Raw genomic sequence first — 24,658 nt, forward strand, 5'->3', positions numbered from 1 at the left:
ATGACGATGACCTCTGCTAGTATGTTGTTATTTTTTATCACGTAGTAAAATTAAATATTTTATTTGACAATTTAAACTTTAAATAAAATTGATTCTAAAGTAATTTAAACGACACATTTTCCCCTGCTCTTTTTTGAGCTAAAATTGAAATAGCCTTATCTGTTAATTGAAGAATTCGGGGGTATCCTCCAGTCGTTTGTCCATCCTTCATAAGAATAATCAACTTACCATTTGGAGTAAATTGCACGGTACCGGGTAAGGTGGCTGAAGTCAACATGGATTTATTATGACCATCAATTTTCTCATTTAATTGATAAGCCATTCGATTATTATCTTTAGATACAGTAAAGTCCGAACCAAAAACTTTCTCTAATTGTTTGTCGGTTAGCATTTCGAATTCAGGTCCTTTTGCCACTCCTAAAACCTCTTCATTGTAATAGTCATCTACTTTTAATTCTGATATTTTAGGGTCGAAGGATTCACAAGACGTATATGGAACCTCATAATTATTTTTTAAACAAACTATTTTAGTGATTGCCTTAGAGAAAGAACGACTATTTAAAACTACATTAGTCTCAAATCCATACTTAATGGCCAAATAACTTCGAATTCCATGCTCTAACCTTCCATAGGATAAAATATCGCCACTTTCTATTTTATAAATTTTATAGTTCAATACCGGTTTGTTGTTTAGTGTAGCAGACATAGTTGCACCAGATAATACGATATAGGTACTTTCTTCAAATACAATTGTTGGTCCGGTCATTGTAATTTCAAGAACAGCTGCTTCGTCCTCGTTCTCGAGAAGTCTATTAGCTCTTTCTAATGCAATATTATCCATAGCACCGGCAACAGGAACTCCTTTATCTCGAAAACCAAACCTACCTTTATCCTGTACGGTAGTATAAAATCCAGATTTTAATATCTTAAGCATTAATAGGAGTTTTTTCAATTTTATAAATACCCACTTGTCCTTCAATAACATGCAAATCGTGTTCTGCTCGAGATATTGCATGGAATTGCACTTGATCACCAACATTAACTAAACACGGTACTTCGCGTTTCGGACTGAAAATAGGCACTGCGCAATTACCAATTATATTCCATCCACCAGGAGAATCTTGGGGATAAACACCAGTTTGTTTACTCGCTAATCCGACAGCTCCCGCCACAACATTTAAACGAGGTTCTGCCCTTCTTGGAATTTCTAATGATTTTGGTAGTCCGCCCAAATACATGAACCCTGGTAAAAAGCCAATGCCATACACACGGTAAATATGCTCGGTATGTTGTTTAATTATTTCATCGACACTCAATCCTAGTTTCTCGGACACTTCATTTAAATCAATACCAAAATCTAAGTCGTAACATACAGGTAATTTGCACAAATACCTTTGTACACGAATATTAAGTTCTTTAATATCATTGTACCATGTATTCAGCTTATTTGAAAACTTCTTAAAATCGATAGTCTCACTTAATTGTATAAGGGTTAAAGAATTATAAGCAGGTACCAACTCCCATTGCCCTTTTGGCAAGCATTCGTTAACCAAATAGTGTTTAAAATGGAGGATGTCATTTAATATACCTTCTTCAACTTCATTTGGCCATTCGACTAAAACAGCATGAATTCCGAAGGGTCTTATGGAAATCGGGTATGGCATTATTTTTTAATATTAATTTTCATTTTCGGCAATTGAGCAGTAAGGTAACGTAATATTTCTAATGCTGATGGCGTATCGCTATGAATACAAAAGGTTTCTGCTTTTATAGGAATTCGAAAACCTTTACTTGTTAAAACGTATTGCTCCTTAACCATTCTAAGCATATGTGTAAACACTTTATCCGGATTACTAATTATTGCATTCACATCCTTACGTGATACTAAATTGCCATCTTCATCATAATTTCTATCAGCAAAAGCTTCAAATACAATCGAAAATTTTTGTTTTTGTCCTTCAATTGCAAGTGCTGAACCATATGGTGCATATAAAAGTATTTCATCTTTATAGTTCGCAATTGCTTTCAAAAAACTTTTAGCGAGAATATGATTATGCCCCATATCATTATAAAGAGCCCCATGAGCTTTTATATGATGGAGTTTAATATTTTCAATATTCAATAGCGCAGAAAATAAATTCACCTGCTGCTGTATACTAGCAATAAAATCAGCTTTGGGCAAATCCATGGATATGCGCCCAAAATTTTTACGATCAGGATACGATGGATGTGCGCCAACTTTTACAGCATTTTTTTTGGCAAGCTTTGCAATTCTAATTATGGTCTCCTTATCCCCAGCATGCGCACCGCAAGCTATATTACATGAACTAATTAATGGCATTAGGGTCGCTTCATTATCTAAACCTTCACCAACATCACAATTAATATCAATAAAAATATCTCTTTGCATTAAATTTCAATTCACCAAAAAACTCAAAACAGCTTTAATCGACACTAATCTAAGAAGAAAAAGTTATTGACAGAACACCATCTTTAAACAAAAGAATTGAATAAATTAGTAAAATCGTGCATAAACCACTGTAAGCAAATCAAATAGCCAAGATTTTGAAGTATTTACAAAAAAATGAATGCCAAATAGAAAATTGGCTATCATCGATAACGACACGCTTCCGTAGATATTTTCACCACAGTTTTAACACTTTTCGATGCATTTCATCTAATAATTTACCGTTCGTCTAAAATAGGGGTGTTTTCAAACGAGTTAACATAATATCCCAAAAGATATGAGGTTATAATAGTCCCAAATCTTAATACCCTAATTAATGAAATGCTTGGAATGTAAAAAAGAGCTGAGCTATTTAGATCATAAAAACTCCATGGACATATTTGGAGTTGAATTGTGCGCACGTCACACCGATCTAATGCTGCAGCTTCAAGAAAAACATGATACCCCCGTCGAAGCAATACAATTGTACTATGGCTTAAAAGAAGCCGGCGTAACTGCAATGTTAGAATGGTGGGATGGTAAAAAATCAATCGATTTAGCAATATCTCGAGTGAAATTGAATATTGAAATTGATACGGAGTATAATATGCTCACGCATGAGCAAGCAATTAATGATCTTGAAGAAGCAATGCACTCCTTCAAAAATGGTTTCACCACCATACGTATACCACATGACCTTGTTACCTACTATCTAAAAGAAACTGTTGATAATATTATAGGAATTATGGAGGGGCTTCGAGCAAATATAAAAGTTATCTAATTCATTACATTATGGCATTCGCAAAGAAAATTTTACGCACACCACTACGCATTTTAATAGCACTATTTCTCGTCGGTATTTTGATGCAGGTATTACATTGGCAATTTGCTAGCGAAATTTTACTTGTAGCCTTTTCAGGAATTGGAATTCTATATAGTATTCGCTTTTGGAAAAAAATCGACAAACACTTTGTTGATTATGTCAAATTAGTATTGGTAGTATTTTGGATTGGGAATGGAATACTTCAAATTATGGAATTCGAATATACCGTTGTTTTTCAAGTGGTTATAGCCATTTCTTTTTTAACATGGTTCTTTTTAGAGGGCACTGCATATTTTCTAGACGAAGATAGAAGAGCACGAAATAGTATGACTCAAATCTTATGGAATTTTGCAATGGTTGTAGGAACTTTAGCTATAATTGCCGGTACCTTACTGAACATCCTTCAATGGCAATTTGCGATACCCCTACTAATATTGGGAATTTTGATTGTGGCTGCATATATTCTAAAAGATGCTTTTGTAGCCTCAAAATATGATAAAGAAGAAAACAATAACGGAGAATTTCAACTTTAGTTAAAATCTTAATACGTACTAAAGCTTTGCATAATGCAAAGCTTTTTTTTTATCTTATATATTCTAAGCTAATGGCTTATTAAATTTCCATTTAAAGTGCATTTTCCTGTCCTTTTAGCGCTATTTTATCCCCTATTTATAATTCCCATATAGAATAAGCTGAATTCGTATGTAATCCTTTATAAGAGCTTTATTACTATCGATTTCATTAGATTCTAATCTTTAAGGTATTTATGCAGTTTAATTTACTTTTATTGAACCAAATGGGATCGCAATTAATATATAATACACTAAAAGCATTAATTGCTGTTATTTAGGCACGCTTGCAAAACTACATAAGCGGTAATTACAAGAATTTTCGAACATCTATCAAATGTAAAAACCTCTGGATAAACTGTATTCTATAAATTCAAAAAGATACAATTTCAGAGAAAATTAGCAGTTTTAGCAACATCCATTCATCGATTAAGTGCCGTATTGCAAGGTTTTGGCGTGATTTCACTTTTTCCCTTTATAGATCATAAAAACCGTTTAACGGGACTCCGCACCCCAAAACGAGTATTCTACCATTTCATAGATTGAGAAACTACAAAAGCTCCTTTTCCAAGTTTTCTATATATAAATAAAACCCATTATTATGGAAAATAAAACTACAATAAACGATTACTTAGTCTATTCATACTGCGGATTTTGTTTTTGCTGGTCGCTATACATTCTTTTCTTTTAAAGAAAGTTTAGCTAGCATAATAAAATGCATACAATAAAAAGGTTGTTGGGTAGGTCGAGAACTTAATTCTTCTCGGCCACAACACCTTATCTAATGTAAAAACCTTCGGGTTTTATTGGCAATATGAGTGTGAATTTTACGTTTTACTAGTATTGTGTAAAACAGCACTATTTAAAATGATGCAGCGTTTTTTTACTTTTTTAGTACTTCTACTTTCCGGAAGCTCAATATTACAGGCAAATAGTTTTAATGTAGTACAAACGAGCTTTCAGGATATAGTGTTGCCTAAAACTTCCATAAAAATTAACTACCCTACAACGGGTACCGTATGGGAAGCTCCTAGTACTGTTGAGTTAAAATGGGACACAAAAAATATTCCTCCGAATAAAACTATAAAATTCTATCTTTCTAAAGATGACATGGTTGTTCAGGAATTAGGAATTTTTGAAAACAATGGTTTTGTAAATAAAATTACCGTGGACCGTGGTTTACAAAATGGAGATAATTATAGAGTTATCGGCATTGAACTATTTCCTGATAACAAAAAAAGCATCGCTAAATATGCTACGCCTTTTTTTACGATTAAAAAATTACCACGACCTAAGAAAATTGTTACTGAAGAAGTAGTCAAAGAGCCAGCTGTTCGTGATACCTTCGATGGCCGAAAACTTACGTACGTTAATGAAATGTCGGTCGCAAGTGACAAAATAAATATCTATATCTGGGATCATAGTAGAAAAGATGGAGATATCGTCTCGATATATTTAAACGGGGAAGCAGTGATATCCAAATATTCACTTGAATATTATAAGAAAAAGGTTGAATTAACTTTAGACCCAAATAAAGCGAATGATCTTTTCTTATATGCACATAACTTAGGTAAATTTCCTCCAAACACCGTTTCTATTGAAATAACGGATGGAAAAACTTCTGAAAATATCGTTTTAAACTCCGATTTAAAAAGTTGTGAAGCAGTTTTAATCAATGTGAAAGAATAATATCTATTCTTCAATTATATCCTCAAATTTTCCCATTGTTTTTTGAAACCATTGTTGTAATTTCTACCATCAATTCAACACACAATGGAAAAACCACGAAGAAATTTTATCAAAAAAGCTGGAATCATTGCAGCTTCAACAACAATTCTACCAAATTTCGCCTTCGGTAGTATTCTACCTCAACAGAAAAAATTAGGTGTAGCCTTAGTGGGCCTAGGTTATTACAGTACCGATTTACTCGCTCCTGCCCTACAGCTAACTAAACACTGCGAATTAAAAGGTATTGTCACCGGCAGTCCTGAAAAAATTCCTGTTTGGAAAGAGAAATATAATCTGAATGACAAAAATATTTATACATATGATGATTTCGATAAAATTGCAAACAATGATGATATCGATGTGGTCTATGTAGTTTTACCGCCATCTATGCACGCCGAATATACCATTAGAGCGGCAAAAGCCGGCAAACATGTGTGGTGTGAAAAACCTATGGCACCAACAGTTGCTGATTGTGAGGCTATGATAAAAGCTTGTAAAGACAACAATGTGAAATTATCCATCGGCTATCGTTGTCAGCACGATCCAAATATTCAAGCGTATATGAAAGTTGGCAAAGAACAACCCTTTGGCAAAGTTAAAATGATAAATTCCGCAGCAGGTTATTTCGATGGAAGAACAAACCATTGGAAACAACAAAAAGAAATGGGTGGTGGAGTTATGGGCGATATGGGTGTTTATGCAATACAAGGCGCTCGTTTAGCAACCGGAGAAGAACCAATAGCAGTTTTAGCCAATACATTTACAACACGCCCAGAAATATATCACGAAGTAGAGGAATCTGCTATGTTTCAATTGGAATTTCCAAGTGGTGCTAGAGCTTCTTGTCATACGAGCTATGGAATATCAATGAATTACTTAAAAGTTATTTACGAAAAAGGCTCCTTACAAATGGAACCACATTCTTCGTATCGCGGTAACAATGGCAGTATGTCCGATGGCACGATTATTAATTTTCCTATTGAAAATCAACAAGCTAAGCAAATGGATGACGATGCCCTGGCTTTAATAAATGGCACCGATTTAATCGTACCTGGTGAAGAAGGCTTGCGAGACATTACTGTTGTTGAAGCAGTGTATAAGTCCGCAGCGCAAAATTGTCAAGTCAAATTATAAGAAGTTTAAAGTAGGTTACTAAAAAGATGCGATTAGTTCAAATATATCACCCTGAAGAAGGTAGAAAAATTGCTTTTGTGGAAGAACCCAATTTGCGGTTAATCGACAAATTTACATCCGTCTATGAGTTAGCGGCATTTGTTATTGAAAGCGGAAGATTACTAAGTAAGTTGATTAATGATTATCTATCGGATAAGCTTTTAGAATATGATACTATTTATCATGGAACTTCGGAATGGCAGTTGTTACCAGCATTTGATCATCCGACCAATGTAAATAACCTGATGTTAGCCGGTACAGGACTCACCCATAAGGCAAGTGCTGAAAACCGACAAAAAATGCACGAGGCAGCAGCTGAAAGTGATGTAACTGATAGCATGAAGATTTATTTTATGGGTGTTGAAGGTGGCAAACCTGAAAAAGGGGAAATTGGAATTCAGCCCGAATGGTTTTATAAAGGCAATGGTTCAGTTTTAAAAGCGCACGGCCAACCATTAAAAATTCCTAATTACGGTAATGATGGTGGCGAAGAACCTGAAATTGCAGGTATTTACATCAATGATAAAAACGGTACACCATGGCGTATTGGATTCGCAACTGCCAATGAGTTTTCTGACCATGTAATGGAACGTAAAAACTATCTGTATTTGGCTCCCTCTAAAATTCGAAATTGTTCCATTGGTCCAGAATTAAATATTACTGAAGATTTTAATAATATTTCGGGAAAAGTTCAAGTATTCAGAAACGGAAAAGCACTTTGGGAAAAGTCTATTAAAACAGGGGAATCAAACATGTCGCATAGCCTTGAGAATTTAGAATACCATCATTTTAAATATGAAAACCATTGTTTACCCAATCAAGCACATATTCACTTTTTTGGTGCAGACGCCTTCAGTTTTGGCGAAGGCATTGCATTACAACAAGATGATGAAATGCTGGTACAATGGTATGGGATGGGAAGAGCATTAATAAATCCACTAACAATAAAATCAGATAAAGAGGTGATGATTTCGGTTAATAAATTACAATAGCCTTTTACAAATTCTTTTCAAAACAGATACTATTCTCGGCATTTATGTACTCTCCAAAATTAGAAGTTTCCTTATAATCGTTCTTTTCATAAAATTTTATCGCATAAGGTTTCTCTTTTAATGTTTCTAGTACACATTTTTTATAATGTTGTTCTTTTGCCCAGTTCTCTAATTCTTGTAATAGAATGGAAGAAATCCCTTTACCGCGATATTCGGATTGTACATACATTCTTTTTATTTCCACTTCAGTTTGGGAATATTTTTTAATTCCACCGCAACCAATTGGGTCATCATTTTCATTATATACAACTACAGCTGATTTTATAAAATCTATATTATTTAATGCATCGTAGAATAAAATTTCTTCTTTATAATATGCAGCTAAATCCGCATCCAAAGCCTTAACTAATTGTATAAAATCTTTATTATCGGAGTCGGTTCTTTTAAGTGTAATCACTATTAAAACTATTTGGATATAAAACTAATGTCTTTTAATACACCTTCATCTTCAAGCTAGCTGGTGCTTTCAACTGAGTTTCTTTTTCAAGTTTTGTCAGTTTACCAGTTTCAGTATCTCTTTTGTAGGTTACAATGTTGCCAGAATTCTGGTTCGCTACCAACAAATAGTTATTCGTAGCATCAATAACAAAACTTCTTGGATGATCTCCGTAAGTAGATTCATGTCCCACTATACTCAAACTACCGTCTGTAGTATCAATTTTAAAGATAGAAATACTATTTTCTCTTCGGTTTGAGGCGTATAGAAATTTACCATCCTTAGAAATATGAATATCGGCACCCGCATATTTTTCATGCTTCTCTACTACCGATGAATAACTTTCTAATGGTGTTAATTTCCCATCTTTATAAGAAAAAGAAGAAACCATGCCACTTAACTCGTTTATACAATAGCCAAACTTGCCATTTGGGTGAAAAGTATAGTGTCTAGGACCACTACCAGGGATAGCCGAAAATGTTTTGTCTTTAAGCTCTTCAAGTTTCGGAGTTTTGGCAGCATCAAATTTATAGGCTATTATCTTATCCGCCCCTAAATCCATTACATATAAAAACTTACTATCTGGTGAGAAATTACTGGAATGCGCATGAGCCATTTCCTGATTCGGTAATACGGTGCTACTACCTGTCAATTTAATAAACTGATCCGATGGTTTTAAACTCCCATCTGCATTAATTTCATAGAGATTAACAACCGCATCGGTATAATTGGCACTTACGATATAATTATCGTCTTTATAAATATTTAAATGTGCAGGGTTTCTACCATCCGTAGTTTGCTTATTTATGAACTTAAGCGCTCCCGTATTGCTATCAATAGTAAAAGCTGAGACATTACCGCTCGTTTCTAATTTAGACTCTGTAACAGCATATAAATAATCACCACTGTGCGAAACGGCTAAATAAGAAGCATTAACAACATCTGTAACTTTATTTATTTCTGTTAAGCTGCCATTAGTAGCATCAAATTCAAATACATGAATCGCTTCACCGGGAACGTTACCGGTATATGAACCAGCAAATAGTAATGTTTTAGTATCCTGAGCTAAATTAACTTGTGAAATCATAATAACAGAAATGAGTAGAAGGCTTTTTAGAATCCTTTGAATATTCATTTTCATAAATTGAGCTTTTTATAAATGAGAATGTCAAGTTACTTTAAATTCTAAAATTATGCACTAATTTTTTTGATTGCTCGAACAAGAAATTTTCGCGATTCGCGCACATTGCTATAATGAAACGACATATTACCATCACTAAAGCGAACCATGCGGGATTGTATTTTCTGGTATAAGGTTGAACTCCAGTACAATTCTTCAGTAAAACCACCACTATTATCGCCTCCTTTACCAATAGTGTTATACATAGTTTTTAATTCATCTTGCGTGGGTAATCGCCAATCCTCACCCAATTGCTCATTAATTTTCATGGCACTTTTCCATGACATTGGACCAGCATCTTTGGCTTGTGCAACTAAAGCTGTTTTATTGGACTTATCAATTTCAAAAACAATTCCACCTGCATAAGAATCGCCAACTTCTAAATCCATAAAATTTGAATTGTCTACTGTAACATTTGTTTCATCAGGCGTTTCAGCTACCGATTCTTCTTGAATAGTTTCATCATTCGTTTCTTCATCAGCTTCAGCACTAACTTCTGCATCTTCTGTGCTCATGGCATCTTCTACCACCTCTGTATTAGTTTCTGGTGGTACTGGCGCTGTTTCTTTCGTATCGCCATCGGAATCATAAAAAACATAAAACGCTACTCCCAATAGTAGCACGCCTGCCAATACTAAGAGACTTTTTTTACTCGAAGTCGAATCTTCTTCTTGTTCGTACTCCTCAATACTTTCTTCATTGTCCTCTTCATGCTCCTGATAAGCAGCATTTGCTTCAGCCTGTTCAATAATCCTTCGCTCCTCCTCTGCTTCTCTTTGCGCTTCTTCTTCTAAAAATAGACGCTCTTCTTCAGCTGCCTTTATTGTAGCAATTCTCTCAGCTTCCTCAGCCTTTTGCTTTTCTGCAGCCGCTTTTTGTTGCGCTTCTTGTTCTTCTTGTTTTAATTTATCTTGCTCAGCTTTTAATTGTGCTGCCTTTTCAGCTTCAGCTTGCACTTGCTGCTCGCGTTCAAGTTTTTTTTGTGCTTCTTGTTCCGCTAAAATTCTCTTTTCTTCTTCGGCCTTTCGCTGTACTTCTTTCTCAGCTGCTATTCGTTGTTGCTCAAGAGCAATAGTCTGCTTTTCAGCTGCTATTGCTGCTGCCTTTTCTTGTTCAGCTGCTGCTCGCTTTTTAGCTGCTGCCTCTTCAAGTAATCGTTCAGCCTCAGCATCGCGATTTTGAGCAGCTATACTATCTTCATTTGTATCAACTTCATCAAAAAAACTAAGTTCTAATTGATCCTCAACTATTTTAGTAGGAATTATTTCTGCTACTTCAGAAACTACTTCTTCTACTTCAGGTGCCTCTTCAACACTTTCACCACGAACCGAAGCAATTACCTTTTTTAAATCTGTCTCAATAGCATTAAAAGCATCTTCCGGTAAGGTCCAGTTTTCAATGGGCTTTTTTGGATTCGGCAAAACTTGTAATTCATTCAGATTAAAATCATATTCGTCTGATTTAAAATCTATTTGCCATTGACAATCATCTACTAATATGGGTATCACTACCGCATCATTCGCTTTATATTTATCAATTACATTTTTAAATTCTAATTGCTGAACAAACTTCGATTTCATAAAATCTGTACTCACAAAAAGCAGAAAAACATCAGCAAAATCCATATGAGAAGCTACCTTAGGCTTCCATTCTTGCCCCGGTAAAATAGGGTCATCGGCCCATATATTTATGGTTTCATTCGCTTCTAATGCACTCAAAGATTGTCTTATTTGCAATAAAGCATTTTTATCTTCCCAAGCGTAAATCGCAAAAATATTGGTCTTCCGACTCATTTCTCAAACAAATTTGTAGTAGAATTCAACAGATTACTTGTTAAACAAATATAAGCATGCTTTGCGCTTTACAATTGTTTGAAAAACATTGTTTTCAACAGTCGACCTTTATAACTTTAACCATGCACTATTTAGCATATCATTCAGAGCCAACAAAAATTTATATTTTTCTATTTTAAGCTATTATTTTAATGAAATTTATTTTCCCAGCCCTATTACTATTTCTCACAATAACTTGTTCGGCTCAAACCAAGGTCATCTTCGATACCGACATTGATTCTGATGTAGACGATGTACAAGCTTTAGCCATGCTACATGCCTATCAACAATTAGGAAAAATAGAATTACTGGGTGTTGTTGTCACAAGTAACGATTCCTATTCGTATCAAGGTGTTGATGCTATAAATACTTTCTACAATCAACCAGATATTCCTATAGGATTTTTAAAAGAACAGAAGAACCTTGAAAATTTTTCAAAATACACCAAACAAGTAAGCAATTCTTTTCCAAAGGATATACATGCATTGAGCCAGACAACAGAATCAGCACGATTATACCGAAAGCTCTTAGCGGAAAGTGAAGATAACTCCGTCGTAATTATTACTGTAGGTCATTTAACGAGTTTTCAGAATTTATTACAATCTAAAGCTGATGATATCTCAACATTATCAGGTAAAGAGTTAGCCACAAAAAAGGTTAAAAAATGGCTCTGTATGGGAGGTACGTATCCCGAAGGCAAAGAAGCTAATTTTTATCGACCTGACCCTACTTCTACAGTATATTGTATAGCCAATTGGGAAAAAGAAGTTGTATTTTGCGGTTGGGAAGTAGGCAATAAAATTCGAACTGGAGGAGCCTATTTAAAATCCAAATTAAACAAAAATAACCCCGTTTATTTAGGGTATGAATTGTACAATAATTTCGCAGGGAGACCCGCTTGGGATCAAGTGGCAGTTATGCTTTTAGATGATGAAACTTCATCGAACTATTTTGACTTCAATTCGAATGGATATGTATCTGTAGCAGACGATGGTAGCAATAAATGGAATGCTGGCGAACAACTGCCAACCAAAAAGCATACCATTGTGTCCATAAAAGAAAGTGTAAACCCGGATGCTATTGCAAGAGCTATGGATAATTTAATTCTTGAAATAAAATAAATCTACCCCAAGCAACCCTCTCTATCCAGACTACGATAAACGTAAAACTACTTGGATATATAATTGCACAATCGTTTAATTAAGTTTTATTAGATTAAATTCTTGTGGAGCATTTAAAAGTCCATCTTTTAACCAGCAATTAATTTCTAAATTTGAAATCTTAATAAACTTCCAAAAAGTTGTAGGTTCATCTCCGCTTATATACAAATCAATTTCATATGTCGTATCGTGATTTCGCTCCACAATTTTATGTGTAAACATGTTATTTATTGATTTATTATAATCTAAACCCTCAGTGGATCCGGGCCATGATCTATGTATAAAATTGTTGGAAGTAAATTCATAGATTCGAGGATTATTCGAAAATATTGGCATGGTTTCTTCCCAAATACCAATAATCCATGAGGGTGGTTCGAAATGCGTTCCTGTTGAAGGAGATTCATCTGAATTAGAACAGCTAAGAATTAATACAATCCATAAATAAATGAAATATGACTTGATACTCATGCTATAAAAAATTTTGCTCTTTATAAAATACAAAAAATTAAAGACTATAATATATAAGGGCATTCTAGAGCAATAAAAAATAGGTATTTTAAATTATTAACAAACCATCCCAATTAATCAACATTCAATTTCGCGAAAAATTCGAATTGACTAAAAGAAGTTTGAGACCAAATAAATAAAATAATTCTACCCCAACCAGCCTTCTCTATCTAGACTACGATACTGGATGGCTTCCGCAATATGATTGCCCGAAACTTCTTTGCTATTTTCTAAATCCGCAATAGTTCGGGCAACTTTTAAAATTCGGTCATAGGCGCGTGCAGAAAGATTCAAGCGTTCCATAGCATTTTTCAATAGCAATTTAGAAGCCTCATCCAACTTACAATATTCACGAATCTGTTTGGTATTCATCTGGGCGTTATAATGCACATTTTCTAAAACTGCAAAGCGAACGGTTTGTAATTCACGTGCTGCAGTTACTCGTTTTCGAATATCTACACTCCCCTCTCCTTTTCGTTCTTCAGAGAGCTTTTCAAAAGGCACTGGTGTTACTTCAATATGAATATCAATACGATCCAATAAAGGTCCTGATATCTTTCCCAGATACCGTTGCATTTCTGCTGGTGATGAGGTTACCGGTGCATCGGGGTCATTAAAATAACCACCGGGACTCGGATTCATACTAGCCACCAACATAAAGCTACTCGGATAGGTTACGGTAAAACGTGCTCGCGATATCGTTACCTCCCGATCTTCTAGCGGTTGTCGCATTACTTCCAATACGCCTCTTTTAAATTCTGGCAATTCATCTAAGAACAAAACTCCATTATGTGAAAGCGAAATTTCTCCCGGTTGCGGATAGGCACCGCCGCCGACGAGGGCAACATCCGAAATAGTATGATGGGGACTTCTGAACGGACGCTGACTCATTAATCCTGTATTCTTCACCTTACCCACAACGCTATGAATTTTAGTTGTTTCTAAAGCTTCATGTAGTGTCATCGGTGGTAAAATAGAAGGTAAGCGTTTGGCCAACATGGTCTTTCCAGATCCCGGTGGGCCAATAAGTATGATATTATGACCACCCGCTGCGGCAATCTCCATACAGCGTTTTATACTTTCTTGTCCCTTTACATCAGAGAAATCGAATTCAGGAAAATCTAGACTTTTATAAAACTCTGCTCGGGTATCAACAATCGTTTGTTCTAATGGGGCGCCAGTGTCAAAAAAGTCAATCACCTGTTTTATATTGTCTACACCATATACTTTTAAATCGGAAACTATTGCGGCCTCTTTTGCATTTTCACTTGGTAAAATAAATCCTTTAAATCCTTCTTCCTTTGCTTTTACCGCAATCGGCAAAGCTCCTTTTATAGGTTGCAAACTTCCATCTAAAGAAAGCTCACCCATAATTAAATATTGCTCTAAATTTTCAGACTGAATTTGATTTGACGCCGTTAAAATTCCCAAGGCCAAAGTAAGGTCATAGGCAGAACCTTCTTTTCGCATATCGGCCGGAGCCATGTTTATCGTGATTTTCTTACCCGGAATTTTATAGCCGTTATTTAGTAATGCAGCCGCTATTCTATAATTACTTTCCTTAATAGCATTATCGGGCAGACCAACCAGATGGTAACCTACTCCAATATCGATATTGACTTCAACGGTAATCGTTGTAGCCTCAACCCCAAAGACGGCACTTCCGTAAACTTTTGTAAGCATACACGTAACTATTCTGTAGGCTTAAATGTAAGTAAAGATTTTGAAGTTGATTGAATTTCGGCTTTATTCAGCATCATTTTTCTGAATTCTCCCTTGGTATACATCTCCGCTTGGTCTTGATAATGAGGACTTAACAAATTACCAGATTGCCCTGTAGGAAGGATACTCAAGCTATTTTCAACATCAGAAAAATCGATGAGTCGCCGTGTAGAAGGTCCGGATTTCACTTTAAAAAATCCTTCGTTGGAATAATTAAAACCCAGGTTATTTATCACTTCTCTAGTTCCATTAATTGGAAAAGGCCCCACATTAAAATATTCCTGCAAGGCTTCAACTTGCCCTAAGGGATGTCCGTGTTCTATGGTATGTACTTTATCCCAGGTCCACTGTGAAGCATCGTCACCAAAATCTTTCACCAACGATGCATAAGCTTCCTTAAAAGCTGTTGTAACAATCGTTTCTCTAGATTCTTTTATATCCGAAGTATTAATATCATCCCACCATACAGAAGTATCATTTGCGATATACGGTGCAATCATACGTTTAAAGAAATGCGTTAGAATTAGTTGCGAAAACTGCGCTTCCCCCAATTCATCAAACAACGATTTTTTCATAACTAAGAACAACCAACGATGAAATAATGCCCCATCTGTATTTTTTAAAGTATAATTTGCATCCCAATTGCTTAGTTTATCCAAAACAACAGTTTCAGCTTCGCTCAATTGTTTTGCATCAACAGCGGTTTCTAGGTTTTTAATTATAGACGGATTTACAGCAGAGGTTACATCGTTCAACATCTCGCTAGCCGTTTGTATATCCCAATCGCTTTTAGCATCCAATAATTCTGTAATTCGTTTGGCTCTATTTTCCGGCAGATAATATCCGGGATAATATTTACCGTTTATAGAATCCGGTTGATTATTAGCCGAATATACATAATTAGTTTCAGGATTTACAGCTTGCGGATTCTGTGAAAAGTCGTAAAAGTTCAAGTGTTCATCTTTTCCTGTTGTACCATCTAAAATAAACTTGGTACTTGTACTATCGGGCATATTATACAATTTCGCTGTTGCAAACCACCCTACATTTCCCTTGGCATCTCCATACATAATATTGAGTCCCGGTGCATGAATATTGGGCAAAGCGGTCTTAAAAGTGTTTAAATCGGTTGCTCGAGAAATACCATACAAAGCATCTAAAACCTTACCCTCTGCCTGGGTATATACCCATGACATGCTAACCGGTCGTTCAGTGTCTATTGTATTGTAGACCTCATTTACTAGCGCACCATGTCTCGTTTTATGAAATTCAAAAAGCACATCATCAGCATCTTTTACTTTTATAATTTTAGATACTTTCTGAAGGTCATCCCAACCGTTTTCAGTTTTGTATTTGGTTTTTTCTGGATTGAGCTCTTCGTAATAAAAATCGATATCATCATTTTCGAACATGGTTAAACCATAAGCGATATCTCGATTATGACCTAACAGCGGAAAAGGCATCCCTGCTATATGGTATCCGTAAATTTCAAAATTTGAAGCCACCACATGAACTTCGTACCATACCGAAGGCTGTGCAAATCCGATATGGGGATCATTCGCAAAAATCACTTTCCCGTTTTTAGTTTTCTCTGGTCCTATCACCCAACTATTACTGCCTTCCAATTGAGGAACGGGCAATTTATCCAAGGCCTTTGTAGCCATAGCAGTTATGGAATTGGAAATAGTAGTGTACGGTGTACCCGGATGGTTTTTAAGCAACACAGTTGTGGTATCTGCATCGATAGCTAAATCTTGTAAATAGGCTACGCCTAATTTATCCTTAATGTTGGTCAATAATGGATCCGTTTTCTGAGCCATCGCAAAACTAAAAGCCATATAGCCAATGGTATTGTAAACATCTTTTAACTGGAATTCGGTTTTATCTAAACCCGTAAGGTAATATTCAACAGGAGTTGGCCCTTCTGCTATAAATTGATTAATTCCATCTAAATATGCGTTTGCCATAATCACTGGCGGACTATGCATATCTAACTTAGAAATAAGTTCATCGGTATTATCATCAATACCTAAGGAAAGAAACATTTTATCCGTGGGAATTAAATCAGCTCCAAATACTTCTGATAAGCCACCACTGCCTATACGTCGCAACAATTCCATTTGCCATAGGCGATCTTGAGCATGCACATACCCTAAAGTACGCATCGCATCAACTTCATCTTCAGCATAAATATGAGGGATACCGTAGGTGTCGTAATGTACATTTACGGCATTAGTAAGTCCGATTAAATCTTTAGAACCTTCATAATCAGGGGAAAGTGAAACCTTAAAATAGATTGTAAGTACAGCTAGAATGGCGATTAGCGCTAAAAGCAGCCATCCTATTATTTTTAGTATTCGCATTGGAGGTAGTTTACACCCTAAGGTAAAACTATTCTATGAAAATAAAAGAGAAAAATGTGTCAGAATTTCTTATTTCTCAGCAGATAGAAATGTTTTCAATCCATTTTCGAGCCACAATTTATATTCCGCTGCATCGGTATATTGTACCGCTGAATTTAAGACTTCAAAATCAGGAGAAAGTAAAACATAATAAGGTTGCGAAGCTGCATTAAAATTAATGGTTTGAAAAGTACCCCACTTCTGCCCTATTGTTTCAATAGATTTCACTCTACCTGAATCGTATTGAAAATTGAATTTCTGGGCTTCGTTGAGTTCTTTTCGGTCATCTACATAGAGCGATATTAAAACATAATCTTCGTTTATAATCGAAAAAATATCAGGTTCACTCCAAACATTTTCTTCCATTTTACGGCAATTGACACATGCCCAGCCTGTAAAATCTAATAAAATTGGTTTGTTCTCTTTTTTAGCAAAAGCAACTCCTTCCTCAAAATCTTTAAAGCAATTTAATCCTAACGGACAATCCGTTTCTTTTTCTGCGAGCGTATAAAAATCAGGAGGTAAAAATCCGAATAACTTTAGCTGTACGGTATTCATTAAACCGAGTGATAAATACAAGACAAAAAGTACGCTTAATACCCCAGTAGCTTTACGTGGCGTAGATAATTTTTGTTTTGGACCATCATGAGGAAAACGAAATATTCCGAAAAGATATAAAGCAAGTAACACGAAAAGAACAATCCAAATAGCAATAAAAACTTCACGCTTTAAAAAGTCCCATCCACCTACTAAATCAGCATTGGATAAGAACTTAAATGCCAGCGCCAATTCTAAAAATCCTAGTACAACTTTTACAGTAGTCATCCAACCACCAGATTTCGGCAATGAATTTAACCATGCCGGAAACAAAGCAAACAACGCAAATGGAAATGCCAAGGCAACGCCAAAGCCTGTCATCCCGGCAGAAAGATTAGCAGCAACATCACCCTCGCCCAATACTGTTCCGCCTAACAATCCACCTAAAATAGGACCTGTACAAGAGAACGAAACAATGGCTAAGGTAACTGCCATAAAAAATATGCCTAAAACGCCACCTACTTTAGAAGAGGCGGAATCCATTTTATTCGCCCAAGAACTTGGTAAGGTTAATTCGTAATAACCAAAAAATGAAAAAGCAAAGAATACAAAGATTAAAAAGAAGGCCAAGTTTAGCCAAATGTTAGTCGCTATGGTATTTAATATTTGAGAATCTACCGAATCGAATAAATGAAAAGGCAGACTTAGTAAAAAGTATATCACCACAATAAAAAAGCCATATAAAATAGCATTGGCAATGCCCTTTTTCTTGTTGCCTGAATGCTTTGTAAAAAACGAAACGGTTAACGGAATCATTGGAAATACGCACGGGGTCAATAAAGCAATTAATCCGCCTAAAAAGCCCAAACCAAAAATCATCCATTTGCTAGACCCTCCTGCCACAGTATCTTCAGTGGACACCAAACGTTCTTTATTTTTTAAATCGAGTTTTAGGTTTTCGCCCATAGCCAGACTTTTTTCATCCACTGTTTTCTCAGTTTTTACAACAGCCCCACCGTCGAGTACAAAACTAAAATCGGCTTCAGCTGGAATACAAACTTCTTTACATACCTGGTACCAAAGGTTTACATCAATTTGGCGCACATCAGGATTTAATAATTTAATATGCTGTTTAAAAACCGCATCTTTCTTAAAAAAGGTTTCGTCGACTTCAAAGATTTCACTGTATTCCGTTAGGGTTTCACTTTCGCTAGTATTCCCCACCAATTCAAAATGCTCATCCACATTATGAAATGTAAATTCGGAAGGCATCGACCCGCCATCGGCAGTAAATTGTGAATACACATGCCAACCTTCATGTATTTTTCCTGAGATAATTAATTCATATTCCGTATCCGATATTTTATTCAATTCTTGTGACCACAAAACAGGATTTTCATCGTCTTGAGCAAACGAACTAAATCCGATGAGAAAAAATAATACGTAAAATAATTTGTGTCGCATTAGTGCAAAGTAAATTTTAATATGCTGGTTGAACTATCGGTAACTTTAAAGCGTTCATCCGCTCGTTTTCCTATAATCCATACTAATTTGTTGTCCGAAAAAAGCAGCCATTGTTGCTCTTTGGCAATCATATCCATTTTCTCATCCTTGAAAAATTTAGATACTTTTTTCTTCCCTTTCATTCCCAAAGGATAAAAGTAGTCGCCTTCTTGTCGCTTTCTTACTACCAACGGATACTTTAACGTTTTTTTATCTACAAAAAGTATGTTGGCATCATCACTAAATACAATGTTTTCAGCTGCTGACACCGATAATTTTATAGGATGATTAATTTCGGTGACTCCATCTTCCAAAAAATAATTCTGATCATCACTAGTTTCAATTTCTTGTAATAGCAAATGCTCACGATCTTTTAATAAACGATGGGTTTTCGAAAACACTTCTTTTCCGCTCAAAGCAGTCAGTAAATTTCGAATATCAGTATAGGATGTAAATCCGTATGGATTAAAAAGTTCATACAAATAGGCATCCAAGGGTTCTAATTGCTGTAATTCTTGAATTGAAATGTAATCCACCCCTTCTTTGGCCACAAACAATCTCTTTTTTACTTCACCAATATAATTTTTTAGTAAGGCCGCACTGCCCTGTAAGTGTGCTAAGGTATGCTCGAAATTTGCCTCAAAAGTAGGATGCAACGTTTTTAAGGTAGGTAAAATATCATGTCGAATCTTATTCCGAAGGTATTTGGTATCTGCATTACTAGCATCTTCGCGCCAAGTAAGGTTTTCAGCCTCTGCATATGCTGCAATTTGAGCTCTGGAAAATATAAGTAATGGGCGTGCTAAAGCTTCTGTTTTTTCGGGCATTCCTGTTAATCCTTCAATACCCGTACCACGCGATAAATTAATTAAAAAAGTCTCTAAGTTATCATCAGCATGATGCGCTGTAAGTACCGTTTTATACCCAAAATCACGTACTATTTCAGCAAACCAAGGGTAGCGTAATTCCCGCGCTGCCATTTGTATGGAAACTTTATGCGCATCAGCATAACCATCTGTATTAAAAGTAGTTACATGTAATTTACAATTATATTGTTCCGATAAATCATGAATCAGCAACTCGTCTTTATCACTTTCTTCGCCCCGCAATTGAAAATTGCAGTGCGCCAAGGCAAATTTAATATTGCACTTAAATAATAAATGCGCCAAAACCACACTATCGATACCACCACTAATGGCAAGTAAAAAAGTGTCGTCTTTTAAACTTTCAAAATTATTTTGAAAATGGGTTTTAAATTCGGCCAACATAAGCCCAAAGTTACACAATGTAGTTTAGTGATCCTATTCTTAAAGGCTCTCCACAAATTGTTTTACAACAGCTGCATGAGCTTCGGCTAAATCAGCATCAACAATACCCTTTGCTTCATCAAAATTTTGAAAAAAAGAAGGCAGTGAAAAAGTAGTAACCGAGGCCGCACCAAAACGTGGTAAAATTTGCTCGGTAGCTTTTAATGCACCAATAGCACCTCTTTTGCCTGGTGAGGCGCTCATTAATAATACCTTTTTATCTTTTAAGAAATTTAAATCTAGTCGCGATAACCAATCGGTAAGATTTTTAAAATATGCCGAAACATTGCCATTATGCTCGTTAACAGAAATGATTACGCCATCTGCATTGGAAATATATCCTCTAAATTCAACCAGAGAATTTGAAAATCCACTTTCCTTTTCAACATCTTCGCTATACATTGGAAAAGGGTAATTCGCTAAGTTCAACAATTCCACTTTATGCCCTGCTAATAGCGAAGCCGTGTATTTTACTAATTTAAAATTTACTGAAGTACTTGAATTACTGCCTGCGAAGGCCAATATAGTTGACATAATCTCGTTTTAAAGGTTGTTACAAAAATAGCGCATTACAAAGTATTATGAGCAAATTTTGTATAATTTTGCGGCGCAAATCTGCTTTAAACCAGTGGACTGCGTACTAAAAACAGACCAGCGTTTAAAAAACAGATGCTGAGCAAGTAAAACTATTCTGTGGAAAGGAATAAAAACAGACTGTATTTTATTGATGCCATGCGCGCATGGGCTATTCTGATGATGCTGCAAGGTCATTTTATAGACGGACTTCTGGCAGATGCTTTTCGGGATAATTCCAATATCGTTTACAGCATTTGGAAATACTTTAGAGGCATTACCGCTCCTATATTCTTTACAGTATCTGGATTTATTTTCACCTACCTGTTAATAAAAGTACCACAAAAAGGATTCGATAACCCACGGATTAAAAAAGGAATACGCCGCGGCGTACAACTTATTTTTATTGGCTATTTACTGCGTTCTAATATTTTTGGACTGCTGCAAGGCAAAATTTACCATGGGTTTTTATTGGTAGATGTTTTGCATTGTATCGGCCTTTCTATTCTGGGGATTATTGCAATCTACCTACTAACTTCAAAAAGTAAAAAATGGCTTTTATCGATTGTTTTGCTAGCCACTACGCTATTGCTTTTTGCATTTGAACCACTGTATAAATCAGCCAATTTCGCTGCCTTACCCAATGCTATTGCCAACTATTTTAGCAAAGCCAATGGGTCGGTATTTACCATTATTCCATGGTTTGGCTATGCCAGTTTTGGCGCTTTTTTATCGGTGCTTTTTTATCGGTATCGCGAAAGTGCAAAGTTGTATACCTATGCCATTCCCATTGCAGCAGTTGCAGGTCTGCTACTTATATTCACCTCGTCGCCATTATTGGATTGGTTGTATGTTGCAACAGACATTCAATTGTTTAATGCCATAGCGCTTAATAATTATCTGTTTATTCGTTTGGGTGATGTTTTGGTAGCCTTTGCCTTATTTATGTTGGCGCGGAAGTATGTATTAAATGCAACTTTTTTGCGCATTGGGCAGAACACCTTATCCATTTATGTCATTCATTTTATTATTCTTTACGGAAGTTTTACCGGTTTAGGCTTGTATCGCTTTTTCAATCATGCGTTGAATCCGGTGGTGGTGATTGTAGGCGCTATAGCCTTCATGATTACTTGTTCCTATATGGCATTGCTTTACGATAAACATGAAGTTGCCCTAAAATCGAAATTAGCGGTGGTACAAAAGCAATTGTGGCGTTTTGTAGAAACTGTTGCAATACACGTGCAACGTGTTTTAAAAGCAGTAGTTACCAAAACACTGCAAGTGTTGGGTTTTGCTAAGAATTAAGATTCTCTTCTTTTTTTAACTAGTACTCCTTCTCCATACCTCCACTGAAAAAAGCAGACACTCGAAGTGACTTCAGAATTCACATTTTAAATTTTTTGTAGTCCTCCGACACGATTGCTATGCGACTACATTTCAACACCTTATGTTAAAAACTTTGTAATCGTTTACTTAAAATGTAGTTGGTTTAGTTGCCGATTTGTAAGAAATTTAGAGACTGGGGATAAATAAACATGTTTGTTTATCTGTACGCTAAGTAGAATTAAAAAAAGAACCTAAAATTGGCTGAATTACAATATAAAGAGAAATTTTTAATTGAAAAATTATTTAATATGCCATCGGGTTACGTACTGGATTTCTCCAATAGAACCTTTTAGGAATTTATTTACGATAGTATCCGTATCAATATTTATGACGACAAATACTTTTATGCGAGTGGTTCTAAGGCAAATAGACTTAGAGGATTTTTTAGTGAAGAACCGAGCTATAAAGTAGGAGAACTTTTGACCGCACTTATAGATTATTGGTACACTAAGGCAATTGCAAAAGAAGACGGATTCGATTTTGAGAAAGATAAAAACATTTATAACGAGTGTTTAAAAATTGCAAGTAGATTAAAAGAAGAAACAATTGTTGAGGAAATTGATGTAATAAATGAAATTGAAGATGATAGAGATTTCAATCTGCTTGCAAAATCTATACGAGAAAGCATAGATAAAAATGAGCCTGAAGTTGCTTTAGACAGGTTACATACATACGTTATGAAATTTATCAGGCAACTATGTGAGAATCATAATATTGAAATTAAAAAAGATGAATCTCTTAATGCAATATTTGGTAAATATGTAAAGTACATTGTAGCTAATGAAAAAATAGAATCTAAAATGACTGAAAGGATTTTAAAATATTCTATCCACGTCATAGAAGCATTTAATGATATTAGAAACAATAGAAGTTTCGCTCACGATAATAAAATTTTAAATTATTCTGAAAGTGTTCTTATTTTCAATAATATCACAAACTCGATAAAATTTATTGAGACTATTGAAAAAACAATTGAACAAGAAAACATAAAAATCGAAGTAGAAACGGCTGATTGGCAAGATCTACCGTTTTAAAATTTTTAAGAACCTATGCAAGCATAATTATAAAATTAAAAACACGTTCTGCGCGTTTAAAAAAAAACATTATTACCGCTATTAACTATAACTAGGATTATTTTCTTCTAAACATAAGAAAAGAACAATAACTATAAAATAAGATAAATCTAAATGATTGTTCGTCCACATAAAATAGTATTGATTAAAAGAAACTTTTTCCAATTTACATCCAATGATGATATTGAAAATAATGAGGATTACATTCCTGATTACCAGAAGTTTAAATCATTAAATTCAGCTGAGCAATATTATTTAGCAGACATATGTAATTGGGATGACGGTCCAATTGTTTTACAATGGATAATCGATAGTCCAAAATGTGACAAAGGAACAGCTTGTAAAATTTTTTGGAATTCAGAACCAGACTATTATTTCGATTTTACAGCCGAAACAATAAACGAATATGAAAAAGATATATGGAATTTACTGCAAAGCATCTTAAAGAGGTATAGGGCAGATGATTTTGCAAAAAGTCGATTTAAGTTTATACCAAAAGAGGAAGGTTATAAAACGGATTGGAATACTAAACTGGATATTTGGTAAATTCCTGCTGAATTGAAAAATGGAGTACATGGTAAAAAGCCATTAGGGTATTTTTAAAATGCTATTAACAAACTAAGACTTAAATACAGGTCTGAGACCTTTGAAATACAAACAATGAACCCAATCACCAACTTCATAGCAAAAATTGACCAGCAAAATTTATGGGAAAAACAACTTGTAGTCAACCGAAAAGAATTCCTAAAAGTTAAGGGTAGTGTTGATACCAACCTTTATTTTGTGGTTAGCGGAAGTTTACGAATCTATGCGTTAGATGACTATGAAGAAAGTATAATTCGCTTTGGATATAAAAATAATTTTATTGCTGCGTTGGACTCTTTTATCAGTGAAAAACCATCTGATTTATACATTCAGGCCATCAAAAAAACAGTAGTAAGAGTCATTAATAAAACCACTTTTATTGCATTTGTTGAAAGCTCACCCGCAAACACCAAAATATGGAATACATTGCTGGAGAATTTAATTTTCCAGCAAATGGAAAGAGAACGCGATATTTTGACTTCCTCACCTTTAGAACGCTACAAAAGAGTTTTAGCCAGAAGTCCGCAATTGTTTCAAGAAATTCCCAATAAATATATTGCCTCTTACTTACGAATGACACCAGAAACCTTATCACGAATTAAAAAGTCTTAATTTAAATCAATGTTTTTGAACAACAGAACATCGAATTTTGAGCTAAAAAAAT

At 35.1% G+C, this 24,658-nt stretch carries 22 protein-coding genes; 10 read left to right on the plus strand and 12 right to left on the minus strand.

Annotation, left to right across the window (positions count from 1 at the left end; translation table 11 throughout):
- Positions 1-94: 94 nt before the first annotated feature.
- The 3 genes from ABJF52_RS15460 to pxpA are packed head-to-tail and all read right to left on the minus strand — an operon-like array spanning position 95 to position 2,410.
- On the minus strand, positions 95-934 hold the full coding sequence (locus ABJF52_RS15460; RefSeq protein WP_348152217.1) for a biotin-dependent carboxyltransferase family protein: 840 nt from the start codon (positions 932-934) through the stop codon (positions 95-97).
- Positions 927-1,664 (minus strand): 5-oxoprolinase subunit PxpB, encoded by a 738-nt coding sequence (gene pxpB / locus ABJF52_RS15465; protein ID WP_348152220.1) that lies wholly within the window; start codon positions 1,662-1,664, stop codon positions 927-929. The genes ABJF52_RS15460 and pxpB overlap by 8 nt, the downstream gene beginning before the upstream one ends.
- Positions 1,664-2,410, minus strand: coding sequence for a 5-oxoprolinase subunit PxpA (gene pxpA / locus ABJF52_RS15470; protein ID WP_348152223.1), 747 nt, complete (start codon positions 2,408-2,410; stop codon positions 1,664-1,666). Before pxpA ends, pxpB begins: the two co-directional genes overlap by 1 nt.
- Before the next feature lie 373 nt (positions 2,411-2,783).
- Between pxpA and ABJF52_RS15475 the strand changes: the two genes are divergently transcribed.
- The 5 genes from ABJF52_RS15475 to araD1 all read left to right on the plus strand — a co-directional run bounded on the left by ABJF52_RS15475 (position 2,784) and on the right by araD1 (position 7,731).
- A complete protein-coding gene (locus ABJF52_RS15475) occupies positions 2,784-3,227 on the plus strand; it encodes a hypothetical protein (RefSeq protein WP_348152226.1) in 444 nt (147 codons plus the stop codon).
- A gap of 11 nt (positions 3,228-3,238) precedes the next feature.
- Positions 3,239-3,802 carry a hypothetical protein gene (locus ABJF52_RS15480; protein WP_348152228.1) on the plus strand — a complete coding sequence of 188 codons (564 nt, stop codon included), beginning with the start codon at positions 3,239-3,241 and terminating at the stop codon, positions 3,800-3,802.
- Positions 3,803-4,705: 903 nt separating this feature from the next.
- Positions 4,706-5,527, plus strand: a complete 822-nt coding sequence (locus tag ABJF52_RS15485) for a hypothetical protein (RefSeq protein ID WP_348152231.1) — start codon at positions 4,706-4,708, stop codon at positions 5,525-5,527.
- An 84-nt stretch (positions 5,528-5,611) separates the two neighbouring features.
- Positions 5,612-6,700 (plus strand): Gfo/Idh/MocA family oxidoreductase, encoded by a 1,089-nt coding sequence (locus ABJF52_RS15490; protein WP_348152234.1) that lies wholly within the window; start codon positions 5,612-5,614, stop codon positions 6,698-6,700.
- A gap of 26 nt (positions 6,701-6,726) precedes the next feature.
- Positions 6,727-7,731: an AraD1 family protein gene (gene araD1 / locus ABJF52_RS15495; RefSeq protein ID WP_348152236.1), complete on the plus strand. Its 1,005-nt coding sequence runs from the start codon at positions 6,727-6,729 to the stop codon at positions 7,729-7,731.
- A gap of 4 nt (positions 7,732-7,735) precedes the next feature.
- On the opposite strand, the gene ABJF52_RS15500 is transcribed toward araD1, so the two are convergent.
- Genes ABJF52_RS15500 through ABJF52_RS15510 form a run of 3 tightly spaced genes read right to left on the minus strand, consistent with a single transcriptional unit; the run spans position 7,736 to position 11,200 of the window.
- Positions 7,736-8,188, minus strand: coding sequence for a GNAT family N-acetyltransferase (locus ABJF52_RS15500; protein ID WP_348152238.1), 453 nt, complete (start codon positions 8,186-8,188; stop codon positions 7,736-7,738).
- A 34-nt stretch (positions 8,189-8,222) separates the two neighbouring features.
- The gene (locus ABJF52_RS15505; RefSeq protein WP_348152241.1) at positions 8,223-9,368 is read right to left on the minus strand and encodes a lactonase family protein; all 1,146 of its coding nucleotides are present in this window, start codon (positions 9,366-9,368) and stop codon (positions 8,223-8,225) included.
- Between the two features lie 50 nt (positions 9,369-9,418).
- Entirely contained in the window at positions 9,419-11,200 is a 1,782-nt protein-coding gene (locus ABJF52_RS15510; RefSeq protein WP_348152244.1) for a TIR domain-containing protein, read from the minus strand.
- 191 nt (positions 11,201-11,391) lie between these two features.
- Between ABJF52_RS15510 and ABJF52_RS15515 the strand changes: the two genes are divergently transcribed.
- A complete protein-coding gene (locus tag ABJF52_RS15515) occupies positions 11,392-12,360 on the plus strand; it encodes a nucleoside hydrolase (protein WP_348152246.1) in 969 nt (322 codons plus the stop codon).
- Between the two features lie 75 nt (positions 12,361-12,435).
- Here ABJF52_RS15515 and ABJF52_RS15520 read toward each other — a convergent pair whose 3' ends face one another.
- The 6 genes from ABJF52_RS15520 to ABJF52_RS15545 all read right to left on the minus strand — a co-directional run bounded on the left by ABJF52_RS15520 (position 12,436) and on the right by ABJF52_RS15545 (position 20,911).
- Positions 12,436-12,867: a hypothetical protein gene (locus ABJF52_RS15520; protein ID WP_348152249.1), complete on the minus strand. Its 432-nt coding sequence runs from the start codon at positions 12,865-12,867 to the stop codon at positions 12,436-12,438.
- Between the two features lie 186 nt (positions 12,868-13,053).
- Positions 13,054-14,589 carry a YifB family Mg chelatase-like AAA ATPase gene (locus ABJF52_RS15525; RefSeq protein ID WP_348152251.1) on the minus strand — a complete coding sequence of 512 codons (1,536 nt, stop codon included), beginning with the start codon at positions 14,587-14,589 and terminating at the stop codon, positions 13,054-13,056.
- Between the two features lie 8 nt (positions 14,590-14,597).
- A complete protein-coding gene (locus ABJF52_RS15530) occupies positions 14,598-16,991 on the minus strand; it encodes a penicillin acylase family protein (protein WP_348152252.1) in 2,394 nt (797 codons plus the stop codon).
- A 69-nt stretch (positions 16,992-17,060) separates the two neighbouring features.
- The gene (locus tag ABJF52_RS15535; protein WP_348152254.1) at positions 17,061-19,031 is read right to left on the minus strand and encodes a cytochrome c biogenesis protein CcdA; all 1,971 of its coding nucleotides are present in this window, start codon (positions 19,029-19,031) and stop codon (positions 17,061-17,063) included.
- On the minus strand, positions 19,031-20,338 hold the full coding sequence (gene tilS, locus ABJF52_RS15540; RefSeq protein WP_348152255.1) for a tRNA lysidine(34) synthetase TilS: 1,308 nt from the start codon (positions 20,336-20,338) through the stop codon (positions 19,031-19,033). The genes ABJF52_RS15535 and tilS overlap by 1 nt, the downstream gene beginning before the upstream one ends.
- Positions 20,339-20,377: 39 nt before the next feature.
- Positions 20,378-20,911, minus strand: a complete 534-nt coding sequence (locus ABJF52_RS15545; protein ID WP_348152257.1) for an NAD(P)H-dependent oxidoreductase — start codon at positions 20,909-20,911, stop codon at positions 20,378-20,380.
- 159 nt (positions 20,912-21,070) lie between these two features.
- On the opposite strand from ABJF52_RS15545, the gene ABJF52_RS15550 reads away from it, so the two are divergent.
- The 4 genes from ABJF52_RS15550 (at position 21,071) to ABJF52_RS15565 (ending at position 24,606) form a co-directional block, all read left to right on the plus strand.
- Positions 21,071-22,255 carry an acyltransferase family protein gene (locus ABJF52_RS15550; RefSeq protein ID WP_348152259.1) on the plus strand — a complete coding sequence of 395 codons (1,185 nt, stop codon included), beginning with the start codon at positions 21,071-21,073 and terminating at the stop codon, positions 22,253-22,255.
- 500 nt (positions 22,256-22,755) lie between these two features.
- Positions 22,756-23,370, plus strand: a complete 615-nt coding sequence (locus tag ABJF52_RS15555; protein ID WP_348152261.1) for an abortive infection family protein — start codon at positions 22,756-22,758, stop codon at positions 23,368-23,370.
- 153 nt (positions 23,371-23,523) lie between these two features.
- The gene (locus ABJF52_RS15560) at positions 23,524-23,955 is read left to right on the plus strand and encodes a DUF4274 domain-containing protein (protein WP_348152262.1); all 432 of its coding nucleotides are present in this window, start codon (positions 23,524-23,526) and stop codon (positions 23,953-23,955) included.
- Between the two features lie 114 nt (positions 23,956-24,069).
- Entirely contained in the window at positions 24,070-24,606 is a 537-nt protein-coding gene (locus ABJF52_RS15565; protein ID WP_348152265.1) for a Crp/Fnr family transcriptional regulator, read from the plus strand.
- Positions 24,607-24,658 lie beyond the last annotated feature (52 nt).

This window comes from Aurantibacter sp. (assembly GCF_039941195.1).
Lineage (GTDB): Bacteria > Bacteroidota > Bacteroidia > Flavobacteriales > Flavobacteriaceae > Aurantibacter_A.